This is a genomic window from Pseudomonas sp. 9.1(2019) (assembly GCF_009910445.1).
In the GTDB taxonomy this organism is placed as follows: Bacteria; Pseudomonadota; Gammaproteobacteria; order Pseudomonadales; family Pseudomonadaceae; genus Aquipseudomonas; species Aquipseudomonas paraversuta.
Map to the genome: position 1 here is coordinate 109664 of NZ_VBWF01000004.1, position 16550 is coordinate 126213.

Below are 16550 nucleotides of genomic sequence, written 5' to 3' on the forward strand. Positions count from 1 at the left end.
CGATCGCCGCATTGCCCTTTAAGGTCGCAGCCTTGACCCTTATCTCGTAACAAGGTGACACGGTCGCACTATCGGATCTTGAGGGAGTTGCACATGTATCACGGTGAAAAACTCAACGCCTGGACTCATCTGGTGGGGGCGTTGCTGGCGACGGCAGGCAGTATCTGGTTGCTGGTGATGGCATCTCTGGACGGCAGCCCGCAAAAGATTGTCAGTGTGGCGATCTATGGCGTGACGCTGGTGTTGTTGTACAGCGTTTCGACTGTTTACCACAGCGTGCGCGGGCGCTCGAAAGTGATCATGCAGAAGTTCGATCACCTGTCGATTTACCTGTTGATCGCCGGCAGTTACACCCCGTTCTGTCTGGTCACGCTACATGGGCCGTGGGGCTGGTCGCTGTTCGGCATAGTCTGGGGCATGGCGGTGATCGGCATGCTGCAAGAGATCAAGCCGCGCTCCGAGGCGCGCATTCTGTCCATCGTGATTTACGCGGTAATGGGCTGGATTGTGCTGGTGGCGGTCAAACCATTGCTGGCGGCGCTGGGTACCGCCGGCTTTGTCTGGCTGGCCACGGGTGGGGTGATGTACACCGTGGGCATCATATTTTTTGCCCTTGATCACCGCCTGCGTCATGCCCACGGCATTTGGCATCTGTTTGTGATTGCCGGCAGCGTGCTGCACTTTGTGGCGATCGCGCACTACGTGATCTAGCCCTGATATCTGTAGGAGCGAGCTTTGCTGCTTTGAAAAAGCTCGCGAGCAAGCTCGCTCCTACAGGATTTGGCTCAGGTTTTTTGCGGTTTTTGGGTGTCGCTGCGGATTTGGGCGTGGCTGATCAGGGCGAAAATAAAACTTCCGCCGATGATGTTGCCGGCCAGGGTCGGGCCGGCAAAGATCAGCCAGAAATCTTTCCACGGCAACTCGCCGGCAAACACCAGGTATGAGACCTCGGCCGTACCGACCACGATGTGGGTGAAGTCACCCAGGGCCATCAGATAGGTGATGAGGATGATGATCCACATCTTGGCGCTCTCCATCGACGGGATCATCCACACCATGGTGGCAATCATCCAGCCCGAGATAATGCCTTTGGCGAACATCTGGCTGGAGTCGTTTTCCATGACCTTGCGCCCGATTTCGAGAAAGGCCTTATCGGTCTGACTGTCGAAAATCGGCAAGTGCAGCATCGTGTAGGCAACCAGCAGCGTGCCCAGCAGGTTACCCACCAGCACCACCGCCCACAGCCGGAACAGGCGTGCGAAATTATTGAGCGTGGGTTTGCTCATGATCGGCAATACGGCGGTCAGGGTGTTTTCGGTGAAGAGTTGCTGGCGGGAGAGGATGACGGCCAGAAAACCTGCGCAGTAACCGAAGCTGGCAATGACCTTGAACGCTTCGCCGTCCGGCAGGCGCGAGTTGAGCAAGCCCATGGCCATCAGCGACAGGCCCATGGTCAGTCCGGCAGCCAGTGCCGACCAGAACAGGGCGGCAATGCTGCGCTCCAGTTCCATGTCGCCCTGCAGGCGAATGATTTCATGCAGCACGGCTGCCCGTGGCGGCTGGTTTTTGGTGACGTCGTGCTCTTCTTCAGCCGACAGGTTGGGGGTTTTACCGCTTTTTTGAGTGTCCATCGGGCTCGTCACCGTAAGCGTGTGTAAAGCTACGACACGCTGGATTGCAAGCTGTTCACTCAGGGTGCTGCATGGCAGGTGGGAGCTGGCTTGCCAGCGATGCGGTCTTGATCATGCATTCGCCGGCAAGCCGGCCCCCACAAGGCCCGATGTCCGGTCAGGCCTGATCGTCATCCTGGAACTGGTCTTTGACGTATTTGATCTCGGTGCGCCCGTGGGGAGCCGGCAAGCCGTCCTCACCCAGGTTGACGAAGACCATCTTGTCGACTGTCAGGATGCTTTTACGGGTGATCTTGTTGCGCACTTCACAGGTCAGGGTGATCGAGGTACGGCCGAACTCTGTGGCGGTGATGCCCAGCTCGATGATGTCGCCCTGGCGCGAAGCGCTGACAAAGTTGATTTCGGAGATGTATTTGGTCACCACGCGCTGGTTGCCCAGTTGCACGATGGCGTAAATGGCGGCTTCTTCGTCGATCCAGCGCAGCAGGCTGCCACCGAACAGGGTGCCGTTGGGGTTGAGGTCTTCGGGTTTAACCCACTTGCGGGTGTGGAAGTTCATGGCGGCTCCAGGTTTGAGTGTGGCCCTCAGCTTCAAGTTTTAAGCGACAAGCTGCAAGTAGAAGCCGATTCGCTCTTGCTTGCAGCTTGCCACTACCCGGATAAAGACAGCTATAATCCCCCCCGCTTCAAAACGGTCATATTTACCCAGTACCGTTCCCGCCACCTGTCCGAGGGGCGCTGCAGCAGGTTCAACCTGTCAGGCTCGGATGGGGCGTTGTTTGTTCAGGGCTCCCTGTTCAGGCACTAAACGCACAACGGCGCCCATTCGCGATTAAACGAATGGAGGCTCTTGATGAGCGCTGTAAACACGCCTGCAGGTTTTACTGACTATAAAGTCGCTGATATGTCCCTGGCCCAATGGGGCCGCCGCGAAACTTTCATCGCCGAGTCCGAAATGCCGGCTTTGATGGGGCTGCGTCGCCGCTATGCAGCAGAACAACCGCTCAAGGGCGCGAAGATTCTGGGCTGCATCCACATGACCATCCAGACTGCCGTGCTGATCGAAACCCTGGTTGCCCTGGGTGCCGAAGTGCGCTGGTCGTCGTGCAACATCTTCTCGACTCAGGATCAGGCTGCTGCCGCTATCGCTGCTGCCGGTATCCCGGTATTTGCCTGGAAAGGCGAGACCGAAGAAGAGTACGAGTGGTGCCTTGAGCAAACCATCCTCAAGGATGGCGCGCCTTGGGATGCCAACATGATCCTCGACGACGGCGGCGACCTGACCGAGCTGTTGCACAAGAAATACCCGGACATGCTGAAAAAGATCCACGGCGTGACGGAAGAAACCACCACCGGCGTACACCGTCTGCTGGACATGCTGGCCAAAGGCGAGCTGATGATCCCTGCGATCAACGTCAACGACTCGGTGACCAAAAGCAAAAACGACAACAAGTACGGCTGCCGTCACAGCCTGAACGATGCCATCAAGCGCGGTACTGACCACTTGCTGTCCGGCAAGCAGGCGCTGGTGATCGGCTACGGCGACGTGGGCAAGGGTTCGGCTCAGTCCCTGCGTCAGGAAGGCATGATCGTCAAGGTTTCGGAAGTTGACCCGATCTGCGCCATGCAAGCCTGCATGGACGGTTTCGAAGTGGTTTCGCCGTTCATCAATGGCCAGAACGACGGCACTGCCGCCAGCATCGACGCTGCGCTGCTGGGCAAGATCGACCTGATCGTGACCACCACCGGTAACGTCAACGTGTGCGACAAGAACATGCTGGCTGCGCTGAAAAAACGCGCTGTAGTGTGCAACATCGGCCACTTCGACAATGAAATCGACACCGCTTTCATGCGCAAGAACTGGGCATGGGAAGAAGTGAAGCCACAGGTTCACAAGGTTCACCGTACTGGCCTGGGCGAATTCGACCCGCAGAACGACGACTACCTGATCCTGCTGGCCGAAGGTCGTCTGGTGAACCTGGGCAACGCCACCGGTCACCCGAGCCGCATCATGGACGGTTCGTTCGCCAACCAGGTTCTGGCCCAGATCTTCCTGTTCGCCCAGAAATACGCAGACCTGCCAGCCGAGCTGCAAGCCGAGCGTCTGACTGTAGAAGTGCTGCCGAAGAAACTTGACGAAGAAGTGGCCCTGGAAATGGTTCGCGGCTTTGGCGGCGTAGTTACCCAGCTGACCAAGCAACAGGCTGACTACATCGGCGTTACCGTCGAAGGCCCGTTCAAGCCGGACGCTTACCGCTACTAATAGCAGCTGCAAGCTTCAAGCCTCGAGTTGCCAGCAAAGCAGATTGCTTTGGCTTGTAGCTTGAGGCTTGGGGCCAGCTATTGAGTGTAAACAATAATAAGCAGTTGCAAATTGTAAGCCTGCAGCACAAGAGCCTGGCGCATCGCCCTCTTGGCGCTTGAAGCTTGTAGCTTGCCGCTGGAGGTTGCCTCCATGTCTCAAGACCGTCGTTACAGCTTCGAGTTCTTCCCGACCAAGACCGATGCTGGACATGAAAAACTGATGAACACGGCTCGCCAGCTGGCGACCTATAACCCGGATTTTTTCTCCTGCACTTATGGTGCCGGTGGCTCCACCCGTGACCGCACGATCAATACCGTGCTGCAACTGGAGAGCGAAGTAAAAGTACCTGCCGCCCCGCATTTGTCATGTGTGGGTGACAGCAAGGCTGACTTGCGCGGCCTGCTGACCCAGTACAAAGCTGCGGGTATCAAGCGCATTGTTGCGCTGCGTGGCGACCTGCCTTCGGGTATGGGCATGGCCAGTGGCGAGCTGCGCCATGCCAATGACCTGGTGAGCTTCATTCGTGAAGAGACCGCTGATCACTTCCATATAGAAGTGGCTGCCTATCCGGAAATGCACCCGCAAGCGCGCAACTTCGAAGACGATATCAACAACTTCGTGCGCAAGGCCCATGCCGGCGCCGATAGCGCAATCACCCAGTACTTCTTCAACGCAGACAGCTACTTCCGTTTTGTCGAGCGTGTGCGGGCGGCTGGCGTCACGATTCCAATCGTGCCGGGCATCATGCCGATCACCAACTACAGCAAGCTGGCGCGCTTCTCGGACGCCTGTGGCGCTGAAATCCCGCGCTGGATTCGCAAGCAGCTGGAAGCCTACGGCGACGACATCCAGAGCATTCAGGCATTTGGCGAACAGGTCATCAGCGAAATGTGCGAACGCCTGCTCGACGGCGGCGCCCCGGGCTTGCACTTCTACACCCTGAACCAGGCCGAGCCCAGCCTGGCGATCTGGAACAACCTCAAGCTGCCTCGCTGACACACCCCCCTGCGGGAGCGAGTGTGCTCGCTCCCGCAGGGAATGTGCCGTACAGCTCTGCAAAGCCGTTCAGCAGCATGAAATCGGCGCGCCGTGATTGCTCTGTTATACTCCGGGCTTTCCGCCAGGCTTACGCCCGGCCGCTCGTCCTTGTACAAGGCATTCAACCCGGCTACAGCGCAGCTTTCAGCCAGCGCGAGCAGTTTGAATGAGCCTTCAGGACTGGAGCAGGACCGGACGGGATTGCGTCACCTTAAACGCCATTCACGCCAGGCAAGACTATCCCTTTGGGCCAAGCCCTAACTAGAACAGGATTACTCATGTCCTTTGCTTCCCTCGGTCTCTCCGAGGCTTTAGTCCGCGCCATTGAAGCTGCGGGCTATACCGAGCCTACTCCGGTGCAACAGCGGGCCATTCCCGCCGTGTTGCAAGGTCGCGACCTGATGGTTGCGGCTCAGACAGGTACTGGCAAAACCGGCGGCTTCGCTCTTCCGATTCTGGAAAAGCTGTTTCCCAATGGCCACCCGGACAAATCCCAGCGCCACGGCCCACGCCAACCACGCGTGCTGGTCCTGACCCCTACTCGCGAACTCGCCGCCCAGGTGCATGAGAGCTTCAAGCTCTATGCCCGCGACTTGAAGTTCGTCAGTGCCTGCGTCTTTGGCGGTGTCGGTACGAACCCTCAGGTACAAGCACTGGCCCGCGGTGTCGACGTACTGGTTGCCTGCCCGGGTCGTTTGCTCGACCTGGCCGGCCAAGGCAGCGTTGACCTGTCCCACGTTGAAATTCTGGTGCTCGACGAAGCCGACCGGATGCTTGACATGGGCTTCGTCCATGACGTGAAAAAAGTCCTCGCCCGTCTGCCGTCCAAGCGTCAGAACCTGCTGTTCTCGGCGACGTTCTCCAAGGACATCACCGATCTGGCCGGCAAGCTGCTGCGCAACCCGGAACGCATCGAAGTTACGCCGCCGAACACCACGGTCGAGCGTATCGAACAGCGCGTTTTCCGTCTGCCGGCTACCCACAAGCGTGCCTTGCTGGCGCACTTGATTACCGCAGGCGCCTGGGAACAGGTTCTGGTCTTCACCCGTACCAAGCACGGTGCCAACCGTCTGGCTGAATACCTGGACAAACACGGCCTCAGCGCTGTGGCCATCCACGGTAACAAGAGCCAGAACGCACGGACCAAAGCCCTGGCCGATTTCAAGGCCGGTGCCGTACGCATTCTGGTAGCCACCGATATCGCCGCTCGCGGTCTGGATATCGATCAGCTGCCACACGTGGTCAACTTCGAGCTGCCAAACGTCGATGAAGATTACGTTCACCGTATCGGCCGTACTGGCCGTGCCGGTCGTTCGGGCGAAGCGATCTCGCTGGTCGCTCCGGACGAAGAAAAACTGCTGAAAAGCATTGAGCGCATGACCAAGCAGAAAATCGCCGATGGCGACCTGATGGGTTTTGACTCCAGCACAGTAGAAGCCGAAAAGCCTGAAGTACGTGAGCGTCCGGATGTGCGTAACCCGCGCAACCCGCCTCGCGGTCCACGTGGCGACGGTCCGGGTAACCCGGGCGGTGGCGGTGGTCGTAAAGACAAGGGCAAGGAAAAGAGCAAGGAAAAACCGGCAGCTGCTCGCGGCGAACGTCCTGCCCGTGAGCAAAAGCCACGGGAAGCGCAACCTGCCCGTGAACAGCGTCAGCCTGCTCCGCGTTCGGACGCCAACCGCGCGCCGGACGAGTTCCGTGATGACGACGTAGACAACTTTGGTAACCGCGCTGATTACGTCAGCCCGTACCAGAACAAGAACAACCAGAGCCGTGGTCGCCGTCCGGGCGCACCTGCTGCTGGCACCGGTGCTGCACCTGCCCGTACCGGTGGTGCTTCTCAGGGTCGCCAGAACGGCCCGCGTACCGGCAGCGGCGCCAGCACTGGCACTCCGCCAGCCAAGCGCAGCGGCCCACGCAGTGGTGCTCCGCGTGACGGTCAGGCCCGTCGCGAAAACCGTCCGGCCCGTGACGATGCCCGTCAAGAGCCAGCGGTTAAAGGCCCGCGCGAGAACCAGCCGAAGATCATGCACAAGGAGTCGAAAAGCGATCGCTTCCCGACACCTGAGCAGCTGGATCAATTGCCGAACCGCCCTCGTGGCGAGAAGCCAGCGCTGTTGACTCGCAACCGCTGAGTTAACACCGCCTGAAAAAATGCCCCCGATCGAGAGATCAGGGGCATTTTTTTATGCGCGTCTGGCGAGGGTTCTGCAGGAGCAAGCGCCTTTATTCTCCCCGCCATTGCGGGAGCCGGCTTGCCGGCGAATGCGTCAACAGGGTTTAACCTGCAGACCGAATGGGTACAGGTTTATTCCGTACACAAAAAAACGCCCCGGCTCTTGCGAGTCGGGGCGTTTTTTTTAGCCGTATGAAAGCGCGATTACTTGGCTTTCACGCCTTCCAGCGAGATGTCCAGGCTCAGAGTCTGGTCCTTGCTTGGGGATTTGATACCGAAGTCCTGCAGGTTGATGGTGGTGGTCGCGTTGAAGCCAGCGCGCTCGCCGCCCCATGGATCCTTGCCTTCACCGTTGAACGTGGCCTTGAACGTTACCGGCTTGGTCACGCCGTGCAGGGTCAGGTCGCCGGTCACGTCAGCAGTCGTGTCGCCGGTTGGCACCACTTTGGTCGACTTGAAGGTCGCTTCCGGGTACTTGCTCACGTCCAGGAAATCTTTGCTGGCGATGTGCTTGTCGCGTTCGGCGTGGTTGGAGAACAGGCTTGCGGTTTTCAGGGTAACGTCAATTTTGCTGTCTGCAGGCTTGGCTGCATCCCACGAAAAGGTGCCGCTCCAGTCCTTGAAAGTACCGTGAATGAAGCTGAAGCCCAGGTGGCTGATTTTCCAGTCGATGAAGGCGTGCTGGCCTTCCTTGTCGATGGTGTAGTCAGCAGCCATGGCCTGGCCGGCAGTCAGCAGAGCAGTACCGAGAGCCAGTGCAGCGAGGGTCTTTTTCAACATGCGTTCTATTCCTTTTGAGTTGAGGTTGAGCATCAGGCTTTGCGTCCCAGCATACGAGTCAGGGTCGCATCACGATCGATAAAGTGGTGTTTCAAGGCGACCAGGCCATGCAAACCGGCAAAAATCACCACGGCCCACGCCAGCCACAGATGCACGACACCGGCCACATCGGCCTGATCGGGCAAGTTGGAAATCAGAGCGGGTACTTCAAACAGGCCGAAAAACGGAATACCGACGCCTTCGGCAGTGGAAATAAGGTAGCCGGCAAACATCACGGCGAACAACCCCAGATACAACAAGCCATGGCCGAGTTTGGCACCAATGCGCGTTGCCCGGCTGTAGCTTTCAAGTGCCGGCGGAGCGGGGCTGATCCAGCGCCATAGCACCCGTAGCAACATCACGGCGAATAGCGTCAGGCCAATGCTTTTATGCAGGTCCGGTGCTTCCTTGCGCCATGGGCTGTAGTAGTCGAGGCCGACCATCCACAAGCCCAGGGCAAACAATCCGAACACCGCCAGCGCAACGGACCAATGCATGAAAATACTGACCGCACCATAGCGAGAAGACGAGTTACGTAACTGCATTACCGACATCCTGTGGGAACTTGCGCCTAAGACTAATGATTTACCTATCGAATGAAAGCGCATTTATTTGCTGTAAGGCATCGATAAATGCGATCAGTAGCCTGAGAGTGAAAAGTTAAGCAAACGTTAACGATGTTTTATGTCGCTCTTGTATGCCCGTGAGCGTCTCAAAGTTCAACACCCCGGGCTTTGGTGAATAGTAATGGGTTGTTACACGCACGCGCATTGCATAGGCTTGCGCGATTGTTTGCCCGCACACGCCGGGAGCCAGCGCCAGGAGAGTGGATATGGGCCTGAATAATCAGTGGATGCAGCGTGACCTTGCCGTGTTATGGCACCCCTGCACCCAAATGAAAGATCACGAGCAGCTGCCGCTGATTCCGATCAAGCGCGGCGAAGGCGTATGGCTGGAAGACTTCGAAGGCAAGCGCTACCTGGACGCGGTGAGTTCGTGGTGGGTCAACGTGTTTGGCCATTGCAACCCGCGTATCAACCAGCGCATCAAGGATCAGGTCGACCAGCTTGAGCATGTGATTCTTGCCGGCTTCAGCCATCAGCCGGTGATTGAGCTGTCCGAGCGCCTGGTCAAGATGACCCCTGAGGGCCTGACCCGCTGCTTCTACGCGGACAACGGATCGTCCTGTATCGAAGTCTCGCTGAAGATGAGCTTTCACTACTGGCTGAACCGTGGCCAGCCGCAAAAAAAACGTTTCGTGACCCTGACCAACAGCTACCACGGTGAAACCATGGCGGCGATGTCGGTGGGTGACGTGCCGCTGTTCACTGAAACCTACAAAGCGCTGTTGCTCGACACCATTAAAGTGCCGAGCCCCGATTGCTACCTGCGCCCCGAGGGCGTGAGCTGGGAACAACACTCGCGCACGATGTTTCTGGCCATGGAGCAGACACTCGCCGAGAACCACGACACTGTGGCTGCGGTGATTGTCGAGCCGCTGATTCAGGGCGCGGGCGGCATGCGCATGTACCATCCGGTATACCTGACGCTGCTGCGTGAAGCCTGCGACCGTTATGGCGTACACCTGATCCTCGATGAAATTGCAGTGGGTTTTGGCCGTACCGGCACCATGTTCGCCTGCGAGCAGGCCGGCATCACGCCGGACTTCCTGTGCCTGTCCAAGGCCCTTACCGGCGGCTACTTGCCGCTGGCCGTTTGTGTGACCACCGACGAGGTCTACAGCGCGTTCTACGATGACTATCCGACTCTGCGCGCCTTCCTGCATTCCCACAGTTATACGGGCAACCCGCTGGCTTGCGCGGCCGCTCTGGCGACGCTGGATATCTTCGAGCAGGACAATGTGATCGAGAACAACAAGGCCCTGGCCCAGCGCATGGCCAGTGCGACGGCGCATCTGGTTGACCATCCCCATGTCTCGGAAGTGCGTCAGACGGGTATGGTGCTGGCCATTGAAATGGTCCAGGACAAAGCCAGCAAAACCGCTTACCCATGGCAGGAGCGGCGCGGTTTGAAAGTCTTCCAGCACGCACTGGAGCGCGGCGCCTTGTTGCGCCCATTGGGCAGCGTGGTGTATTTCTTGCCCCCTTACGTGATTACTCCGGAGCAGATCGACTTTCTGGCCGAAGTGGCCAGTGAAGGGATCGACATTGCGACCCGCAGTGATATCACCGTGGCCGTGCCGTCGAACTTCCATCCCGACTTCCGTGACCCCGGCTAAGCCCTGTTTTGTAGCCGCTGGCGCAGACGGCGACAAGGGCCGAAGGACCTTCGTTTTTAAAACGGGGTCGCTGCGCAACCCATCGCAGCCTGCGGCAGCGGCGACATAAGTCATTTAATTTTCAGAGAACCTACATGAGATTGTCCCGCTTTTTTATCGATGCACCTTTGAGCCTCGGTGAACACGAATTGCCTGAAGCCCAGGCGCATTACATTGGCCGCGTGCTGCGCATGGCCGAGGGCGATGCCCTGCAGGTGTTCGATGGCTCGGGACATGAGTTCACCGGGCGCCTGCTGGAAGTCGGGAAAAAACGGGTGCGGGTGTTGCTCGACGAAAGCTTTGCCGGGCAAATTGAATCGCCACTGGCCATTCATCTCGGCCAGGGTTTGTCCCGTGGCGAGCGCATGGACTGGGCCATTCAGAAGGCCACCGAGCTGGGGGTCAACGAAATTACCCCGATCATGAGCGAGCGCTGTGAAGTGCGGCTCAAGGACGAGCGCGCCGAGAAGCGCCTGTCGCACTGGCGCCAGGTGGCAATCAGCGCGTGCGAGCAATGCGGTCGTTCGCGGGTGCCGGTCATTCACCCGCCGGTGTTGCTCAGTGAGTGGATCAAAACCACCGAGGCTGATCTCAAGCTGGTGCTGCACCCGGTGTCCGAGCCGTTGGCCAGCCACGCCAAACCCGGGCGTCTGGCGTTTCTGATCGGGCCCGAAGGCGGGCTGACCGACAACGAAATCGATCAGGCCCAGGCCTCGGGTTTCCAGCCTGCGCGCCTTGGTCCTCGGGTACTGCGTACCGAAACGGCACCGGTTGTGGCCCTGGCCGTGGCCCAACAGTTGTGGGGCGATTTCTGATTGCGCGCTGATCCCGGTTTTGGCGCGGACAAGCCTGCGCCTGTGGCTTAAACCATCGGTGCAAAATTCATCCGGAACTGCTGGGGCGATACCCCCAGCCGGCGCATAAATACGCTACGCATATGGTGGGCATCGCGAAAGCCGCATTCGTATGCCACCGTCTTGAGCGCCAGGGTGGCGTTTTCGAGCAGGGCCCGGGCAGCGTCCACCCGGGCTCCTTCCACGAACTGCGCGGGTGTGGTCCCTGTTTCCCGGGCAAATATCCGAGAGAAATTACGTGGGCTCATGGCGGCAGCCTGTGCCAGCTCGGCGATGCTCAGGTCGGTGCGCAGATTCTGCAGCACCAGGCCTTGTACTGCCGCGACCGCTGAAGCGGTATGGGGGGTTGCGGTCAGAAACGGGCTGAACTGCGACTGCCCGCCTGAGCGCTGGGTAAAGACCACCAAGCGTCTGGCCACATTCAGCGCCACCTGCGGGCCGTGATCCTGAGTCAGTACATATAACGACAGATCAATCCCCGCCGTGACCCCGGCCGAGGTGTACAAATTGTCGTCCTGCACATACAGGCGATCCACCTCCAGCACGGCGTCGGGGCACAGACGGGCGAGGGCCGCGACATCACTCCAGTGCGTGGTGACACGGCGCCCGTCCAGCAACCCGGTACGGGCGAGCATCAATGCGCCATTGCAGATCGAGCCATAGCGTCGCGACCGCCGGCATATACCGCGCAGCCAGGTGTAAAACTCCGCGCCGAAATCCTGCCCGGGCAAGGCCGGGCCTCCTGCACATAACACCAGGTCATAGCTGTCTGGTGCTGCAGAAAAATGCCGGTGGGCCTGAATCGACAGCCCGTTCGAGCACCTCAGCAGCCCTGACTCCAGCCCCAGTACGTCAAGCCGGTATTGCTTGTCGGGGGCCAGAAAGGCATTGGCTTCGGCAAACACATCCATGGGACCGGTCACGTCCAGTGCCTGTACGCCAGGAAACACGATCAATGCTACGGTCAGGGTCATCAGAGTCGGCCGTCAGGTGAGTAAGAGATGAAATACCGTAGTCCGCTGCTGTGGACAAGCGCCTGCAGGACGATGGCCGGCATTGCAACCTGATTGGCACGAATCGTCACTGTCCGCTGATTGTTGCCATTGGGGTATGCGCCCACACTAAACATCACGGCGCCAACCCGGCGCTCGCTCGAGGAGTTCGCCATGAGTCAGACCATCGCAGGCATCGTCATCCCGGACAGCGCCCTGGCCAAAGCTACCACCGAATACATCCGCGACGTCGAGTCCGATTTGCTCTACAACCACTCGCGCCGGGTATTTTTGTTTGGCGCCCTGAGCGGGCAGCGCCAGCAACTGGCCTATGACCCGGAACTACTTTATGTGGGGGCGATGTTTCACGACCTGGGGCTGGTCGAAGGCCACCGTACTGAAGACGAGCGCTTTGAAGTGGACAGTGCCAACAATGCCAAAGCCTTTATGAAACCGTTCGGCCTGAGCGATGACGATGTGGAGCAGGTGTGGTTATCCATCGCGTTGCACACCACGCCGGGCGTCACGCAGCACCTGCGTCCGACTGTGGCGCTGGTGACGGCGGGGGTTGAAATGGATGTGCTGGGCATCGACTACGCGGCGTTCCCTGCCGCGCAGCGTGAAGCCGTAGTCCATGCTCACCCGCGGGGCGAAGGTTTCAAAGAGTGCATTCTCTGCGCCTTCGCCAACGGCTTTAAGCATCGTCCGCAAACCACCTTTGGCACGGTTAACGCCGACGTACTGGTGGACTGCGACCCGGGCTTCAAACCGCTGAACTTCGTCGAAATCATCCGCAAATCGCCCTGGGCTTCCTGATCACGGAGAAAATGGAGTGGGGGCCGGCTTCTACTCCACCGGGTCACTCACCGGCGTGGCGATGATCTGTTTCAACTCGGCGGTCATCGGGAATTCGAGATTCAGGCCGTTGGGCGGGATTGGCTGTTCAAACCAGCGCTGGTAGATGCCGGTAATTTCCCCGGACTGGTATAAATCGGCCAGGGTTTTGTTCACCACTGCCAGCAACTGCGGGTCGTCCTTGCGCACCATGCAGCTGTAGATTTCCCGCGATTGCTCGTCACCCACCACGACCCAGTTGTGCGGGTCGCGGGCTTTGGCGCGTTCGCCGTAAAGCAGCGCGTCGTCCATATAGAACGCCGCAGCCCGGCCGGTCTCCAGCATCTTGAATGCTTCGCCGTGGTCCTTGGCACTGATCACGTTCATGTTCATCTTGTGGTCAGCGTTATAGCTTTTGATGAAACGTTCGTTGGTGGTGCCGGCGGTGGTCACCACGTTTTTGTCGCGCAAGTCATCAAAGCCTTTGATGCCACTGTCCTTGGCGGTCAGCAGCTGGCCTTTGACGTAAATGAAGCCGTATGAAAACGCCACCTGCTTTTGCCGCTCGGCAGTCACCCCCGTAGACCCGCACTCCAGGTCGACGGTGCCGTTTTGTACCAGCGGGATACGGGTTTGCGAGGTCACCAGGTTGTATTTGACCTTCAGCGGCTGGTCGCCCAACTGCTGCTGAATGCGCTGGACGATCTTGTTCGCCAGCTCCACCGAATAGCCCATGGGCTTGCCGCTGTTGTCGCCCACATACGAAAACGGCACTGAGGCGTCGCGATAACCCAGGGTAATGCTTCCCGAGTCGGCAATTTTCTTCAGCGTGCCCTGTAATGGCGCTTCGCTGGCGTGCAGTGAGTGGCTGAGCAACAGACCCAGCGTACAACTGATCAAAGTGAGTTTTTTCATCTTCTTGTTCTCCGGTTGCAAACAGGTCAGTGACGAACGGCAATCACGCTGATTTCTACCAGCACCTGAGGCCGCGCCAGTTCGGCTTGCAGGGTGGTGCGTGTCGGCGCCTTGCCCGCCGAGAGCCAGGCTGACCACACGGCATTCATGGCCGCAAAGTCGCGCTCGATGTTTTGCAGGTAAATCGTGGCGTTGAGGATGTGGTCTTTGTCACTGCCGGTCTCGGCCAGCAATGCGTCGATCTTGGCGAGAACTTCCTGAGTCTGCGCAGAAATATCTGTGCTTTGGGTGGGAACCTGTCCCGACAAAAATACCAGCGCCTCGAAGGTCGCAGCGGCGCTTAAACGGTCATTGCTGTTGAGGCGGTGAATCGTCATCGGGGATTTCCTTGTACGTTGAGTTAGGTATTCAGGCGCAGAGACCCTGCATGTCGATGGCGGGTTTACGTTGTCCGATCAGGTCGCTTAACAGGCGCGCGCTGCCGCAGGCCAGGGTGAAGCCCAGGGCTCCGTGGCCGAGGTTGAGCCACAGGTTGCGATATCCGCTGGCACCGAGGACAGGCACGCCGCCAGGTGTTGCAGGACGCATGCCGGCCCATTCGATGGCGTCGTGATAGTTGCCGGCATCCGGGAAGGTGCTGGCGGCCAGTTGGCGCATTTGTGCCAGACGCTTGGGGTCCAGGGAAGTATCGAAACCGACGATGTCGACCATGGCCGCAATTCTCAACTGCTCGCCAATGCGGGCGTAGACGATTTTACGGTCGTAATCGGTGATGCTCACATTCGGCGCTTTTTGCGGGTCGCTCAGGGGCAGGGTCAGGCTGTAGCCCTTGAGCGGGTAAAGCGGCAAATTCAACCCCGGCAAGCTCAGGGCCGGGCTGGTGTGTCCTGCTGAGAGCACCAGTTGATCCACTGGCAAATGCTCATCGCCCATTTGCACGGCACTGACTGCGCCGTTGGCGTGATGGATACGGGTGACGGTTTTACCCAGCAAAAAGGTGCAACGGCCGCTGGCTTGCAAACGGGCGACCAGTTGCTGGCAGAAAGCATGGCAATCACCCACTTCCTCGTCGGGGGTATAGATGCCGCCGATAAACGCCGAGTCCTTCAGGCCTGGTTCAAGGGTTGCGCATTCGCTGGCAGACAGTGCTTGTTGAAATGGGCTGTGGGCAACTCTGGCCCGCGCCTTGTCGAAGCTTTCCGGGTTGCGGAAGGTCACCAGCTTGCCGTTGCGCCGCCACTCAAAACCGCTCAATTGATCTTCTTCACGCCACTGCTGCAAGGTGGCCTGACTCAGGAGCGCCAAGCGCAGCAAGTGCGCAGCATTGCGCTGATTCACCGAGCCCCGGCAGGCGGCGATAAATGACGCCATCCAGCGCCATTGGGCCGGGTCCATGCGGGGCCGCAACTTGAGTGGCGAGTCGCCGCGCAACATCCAGCCCATCGCTTGCCAGGGCACCCCGGCATCGGCCAGCGGTGCCACATAGCGATAGGAAAGCTGGCCGCCATTGGCGAAGCTGGTCTGGCTGGCGAGCGTGGGCCGGGCTTCGATCAGGCTCACTGAAAATCCGTCGCGCACCAGCGCATACGCGGTTGCCAGCCCGATAACGCCACCACCGATGATGCAAACCCGCTGTCCCATGTCAGTCCTTAGCCCAATGTTGTTCGGGCTCAGATTAGGGGTAGGTGACAGAGGCTGAACAATGAATAAAGATGCCTTACCCATAAACAAAGGTTATGGACTACCGCCATGCGTTTGCGACATATCGAAATCTTTCAGGCCATCCGTCAAACCGGCTCGGTGAGTGCTGCCGCGCAACTGCTGCATGTCTCGCAACCGGCGGTGAGCAAGGTGCTGCAGCACGCAGAGCTGCAACTGGGGTTCCCGCTGTTTTTGCGGGTACGCGGCAAACTGCAGCCCACCCCTGAAGCCCTGCTGCTGGAACGCGAAGTCGAGAAGGTCAGCGAGAGCCTGCAAGGGGTTCAGCGACTGGCCGAAAGCCTGCGCCGTGCCCCCGGGCACCGCTTGCGCATCGGCAGTACGCCGGCATTGGCGCTGTCGCTATTGCCGCCGGTGATCAGCGAGTGGACCCGGCGCTACCCGGATATCAGTTGCGAACTGGCCAGTGCCCATAGCCGGGAGCTGGTGCAGAACCTGTTGATGCGCGAGCTGGACGTGGCCCTGACATTCAAGCTGCCTGACCATCCAGGGCTCAAGGCCCAGGCATTGGCCCACGGCGTATTGGTGGCGTTGGCGCCGCGGGGTTACTGGCCGGATGAGAGTGAGGGAGAACCGCTGGCGCTGCATGAACTGGCAGATGCGCCGTTGATCGGCCTGAGCAATGCCGACCCGTTATTCGCGCGTCTGGACAGTTATCTGAAAACCATTGAGCCGCCGCCGCGTATCAGCATTGCGGTGCAAACCTATTCTCTGGCGCGGGCGATGGTGGAGTCGGGAGCGGGGCTGGCGGTGATTGACCCGTTCACGGCGCTGGGTGCTTCGCGGGCGAGCACCCTGATTCGTCCGTTGAGTCCAGCATTGCCGATTACCCTGTATGCACTGACCCGTGCCGATGAAGCACCGGCGCATACGCTGGAGGGGTTGCTGGAACTGTTCGCCGGACGGGCCGGCGAACAGTTGCAGCGGTTGATGGGAGGAAACACATAACCTGTGGGAGCCGGCTTGCCGGCGATAGCATCGCTGGCAAG

General features: G+C 59.2%; 16 protein-coding genes and 1 riboswitch. Of the genes, 8 read left to right on the forward strand and 8 right to left on the reverse strand.

Annotated elements, in window-relative coordinates; all coding sequences use genetic code 11:
• Nucleotides 1-93 precede the first annotated feature (93 nt).
• Nucleotides 94-711, forward strand: a complete 618-nt coding sequence (locus FEZ21_RS05085) for a hemolysin III family protein (RefSeq protein ID WP_004419653.1) — start codon at nt 94-96, stop codon at nt 709-711.
• A gap of 74 nt (nt 712-785) precedes the next feature.
• On the opposite strand, the gene FEZ21_RS05090 is transcribed toward FEZ21_RS05085, so the two are convergent.
• Both FEZ21_RS05090 and FEZ21_RS05095 read right to left on the reverse strand, forming a co-directional pair.
• Nucleotides 786-1631, reverse strand: coding sequence for a formate/nitrite transporter family protein (locus FEZ21_RS05090; RefSeq protein WP_127196529.1), 846 nt, complete (start codon nt 1629-1631; stop codon nt 786-788).
• Nucleotides 1632-1788: 157 nt separating this feature from the next.
• Nucleotides 1789-2190, reverse strand: coding sequence for an acyl-CoA thioesterase (locus FEZ21_RS05095; RefSeq protein ID WP_004419651.1), 402 nt, complete (start codon nt 2188-2190; stop codon nt 1789-1791).
• Nucleotides 2191-2355: 165 nt separating this feature from the next.
• Nucleotides 2356-2462: riboswitch (S-adenosyl-L-homocysteine riboswitch) on the forward strand.
• A gap of 22 nt (nt 2463-2484) precedes the next feature.
• Here FEZ21_RS05095 and ahcY point away from each other — a divergent pair.
• The 3 genes from ahcY to FEZ21_RS05110 all read left to right on the forward strand — a co-directional run bounded on the left by ahcY (nt 2485) and on the right by FEZ21_RS05110 (nt 7109).
• The gene (ahcY, locus tag FEZ21_RS05100) at nt 2485-3894 is read left to right on the forward strand and encodes an adenosylhomocysteinase (RefSeq protein ID WP_004419650.1); all 1410 of its coding nucleotides are present in this window, start codon (nt 2485-2487) and stop codon (nt 3892-3894) included.
• Nucleotides 3895-4086: 192 nt separating this feature from the next.
• On the forward strand, nt 4087-4932 hold the full coding sequence (gene metF / locus FEZ21_RS05105; protein WP_004419648.1) for a methylenetetrahydrofolate reductase [NAD(P)H]: 846 nt from the start codon (nt 4087-4089) through the stop codon (nt 4930-4932).
• 320 nt (nt 4933-5252) lie between these two features.
• Nucleotides 5253-7109 (forward strand): DEAD/DEAH box helicase, encoded by a 1857-nt coding sequence (locus tag FEZ21_RS05110; RefSeq protein WP_004419646.1) that lies wholly within the window; start codon nt 5253-5255, stop codon nt 7107-7109.
• A 245-nt stretch (nt 7110-7354) separates the two neighbouring features.
• Here FEZ21_RS05110 and FEZ21_RS05115 read toward each other — a convergent pair whose 3' ends face one another.
• Together FEZ21_RS05115 and FEZ21_RS05120 are read right to left on the reverse strand one after the other, a co-directional pair.
• On the reverse strand, nt 7355-7930 hold the full coding sequence (locus FEZ21_RS05115; RefSeq protein WP_004419644.1) for a YceI family protein: 576 nt from the start codon (nt 7928-7930) through the stop codon (nt 7355-7357).
• Between the two features lie 32 nt (nt 7931-7962).
• Nucleotides 7963-8514, reverse strand: coding sequence for a cytochrome b (locus tag FEZ21_RS05120; RefSeq protein ID WP_004419642.1), 552 nt, complete (start codon nt 8512-8514; stop codon nt 7963-7965).
• A 287-nt stretch (nt 8515-8801) separates the two neighbouring features.
• On the opposite strand from FEZ21_RS05120, the gene FEZ21_RS05125 reads away from it, so the two are divergent.
• On the forward strand, nt 8802-10208 hold the full coding sequence (locus FEZ21_RS05125) for an adenosylmethionine--8-amino-7-oxononanoate transaminase (RefSeq protein WP_160626595.1): 1407 nt from the start codon (nt 8802-8804) through the stop codon (nt 10206-10208).
• Nucleotides 10209-10342: 134 nt separating this feature from the next.
• The gene (locus FEZ21_RS05130; protein WP_004419638.1) at nt 10343-11062 is read left to right on the forward strand and encodes a 16S rRNA (uracil(1498)-N(3))-methyltransferase; all 720 of its coding nucleotides are present in this window, start codon (nt 10343-10345) and stop codon (nt 11060-11062) included.
• Nucleotides 11063-11109: 47 nt separating this feature from the next.
• On the opposite strand, the gene FEZ21_RS05135 is transcribed toward FEZ21_RS05130, so the two are convergent.
• Nucleotides 11110-12075: a GlxA family transcriptional regulator gene (locus FEZ21_RS05135; protein WP_004419635.1), complete on the reverse strand. Its 966-nt coding sequence runs from the start codon at nt 12073-12075 to the stop codon at nt 11110-11112.
• Nucleotides 12076-12267: 192 nt separating this feature from the next.
• Here FEZ21_RS05135 and FEZ21_RS05145 point away from each other — a divergent pair, with 192 nt between their 5' ends.
• Complete coding sequence (locus FEZ21_RS05145) at nt 12268-12909, forward strand: HD domain-containing protein (protein ID WP_004419632.1); 642 nt, start codon at nt 12268-12270, stop codon at nt 12907-12909.
• A gap of 30 nt (nt 12910-12939) precedes the next feature.
• On the opposite strand, the gene FEZ21_RS05150 is transcribed toward FEZ21_RS05145, so the two are convergent.
• The 3 genes from FEZ21_RS05150 to FEZ21_RS05160 are packed head-to-tail and all read right to left on the reverse strand — an operon-like array spanning nt 12940 to nt 15483.
• Nucleotides 12940-13842 carry a transporter substrate-binding domain-containing protein gene (locus FEZ21_RS05150; protein ID WP_004419631.1) on the reverse strand — a complete coding sequence of 301 codons (903 nt, stop codon included), beginning with the start codon at nt 13840-13842 and terminating at the stop codon, nt 12940-12942.
• Nucleotides 13843-13868: 26 nt separating this feature from the next.
• Entirely contained in the window at nt 13869-14219 is a 351-nt protein-coding gene (locus tag FEZ21_RS05155; protein ID WP_004419629.1) for a RidA family protein, read from the reverse strand.
• A 31-nt stretch (nt 14220-14250) separates the two neighbouring features.
• On the reverse strand, nt 14251-15483 hold the full coding sequence (locus FEZ21_RS05160; RefSeq protein ID WP_127196525.1) for a D-amino acid dehydrogenase: 1233 nt from the start codon (nt 15481-15483) through the stop codon (nt 14251-14253).
• A 108-nt stretch (nt 15484-15591) separates the two neighbouring features.
• Between FEZ21_RS05160 and FEZ21_RS05165 the strand changes: the two genes are divergently transcribed.
• Nucleotides 15592-16509, forward strand: a complete 918-nt coding sequence (locus tag FEZ21_RS05165) for a LysR family transcriptional regulator (protein WP_004419625.1) — start codon at nt 15592-15594, stop codon at nt 16507-16509.
• Nucleotides 16510-16550 lie beyond the last annotated feature (41 nt).

What these genes read in the sequence shown, in the direction of transcription:
- FEZ21_RS05110 (WP_004419646.1), top strand. Translation starts at nt 5,253, where the DNA reads ATGTCCTTTGCTTCCCTCGGTCTCTCCGAGGCTTTAGTCCGCGCCATT.
- FEZ21_RS05150 (WP_004419631.1), bottom strand. Translation starts at nt 13,842, where the DNA reads ATGAAAAAACTCACTTTGATCAGTTGTACGCTGGGTCTGTTGCTCAGC.
- FEZ21_RS05115 (WP_004419644.1), bottom strand. Translation starts at nt 7,930, where the DNA reads ATGTTGAAAAAGACCCTCGCTGCACTGGCTCTCGGTACTGCTCTGCTG.
- FEZ21_RS05155 (WP_004419629.1), bottom strand. Translation starts at nt 14,219, where the DNA reads ATGACGATTCACCGCCTCAACAGCAATGACCGTTTAAGCGCCGCTGCG.
- FEZ21_RS05130 (WP_004419638.1), top strand. Translation starts at nt 10,343, where the DNA reads ATGAGATTGTCCCGCTTTTTTATCGATGCACCTTTGAGCCTCGGTGAA.
- FEZ21_RS05095 (WP_004419651.1), bottom strand. Translation starts at nt 2,190, where the DNA reads ATGAACTTCCACACCCGCAAGTGGGTTAAACCCGAAGACCTCAACCCC.
- FEZ21_RS05165 (WP_004419625.1), top strand. Translation starts at nt 15,592, where the DNA reads ATGCGTTTGCGACATATCGAAATCTTTCAGGCCATCCGTCAAACCGGC.
- FEZ21_RS05160 (WP_127196525.1), bottom strand. Translation starts at nt 15,483, where the DNA reads ATGGGACAGCGGGTTTGCATCATCGGTGGTGGCGTTATCGGGCTGGCA.
- FEZ21_RS05120 (WP_004419642.1), bottom strand. Translation starts at nt 8,514, where the DNA reads ATGCAGTTACGTAACTCGTCTTCTCGCTATGGTGCGGTCAGTATTTTC.
- ahcY (WP_004419650.1), top strand. Translation starts at nt 2,485, where the DNA reads ATGAGCGCTGTAAACACGCCTGCAGGTTTTACTGACTATAAAGTCGCT.
- metF (WP_004419648.1), top strand. Translation starts at nt 4,087, where the DNA reads ATGTCTCAAGACCGTCGTTACAGCTTCGAGTTCTTCCCGACCAAGACC.
- FEZ21_RS05125 (WP_160626595.1), top strand. Translation starts at nt 8,802, where the DNA reads ATGGGCCTGAATAATCAGTGGATGCAGCGTGACCTTGCCGTGTTATGG.
- FEZ21_RS05135 (WP_004419635.1), bottom strand. Translation starts at nt 12,075, where the DNA reads ATGACCCTGACCGTAGCATTGATCGTGTTTCCTGGCGTACAGGCACTG.
- FEZ21_RS05085 (WP_004419653.1), top strand. Translation starts at nt 94, where the DNA reads ATGTATCACGGTGAAAAACTCAACGCCTGGACTCATCTGGTGGGGGCG.
- FEZ21_RS05145 (WP_004419632.1), top strand. Translation starts at nt 12,268, where the DNA reads ATGAGTCAGACCATCGCAGGCATCGTCATCCCGGACAGCGCCCTGGCC.
- FEZ21_RS05090 (WP_127196529.1), bottom strand. Translation starts at nt 1,631, where the DNA reads ATGGACACTCAAAAAAGCGGTAAAACCCCCAACCTGTCGGCTGAAGAA.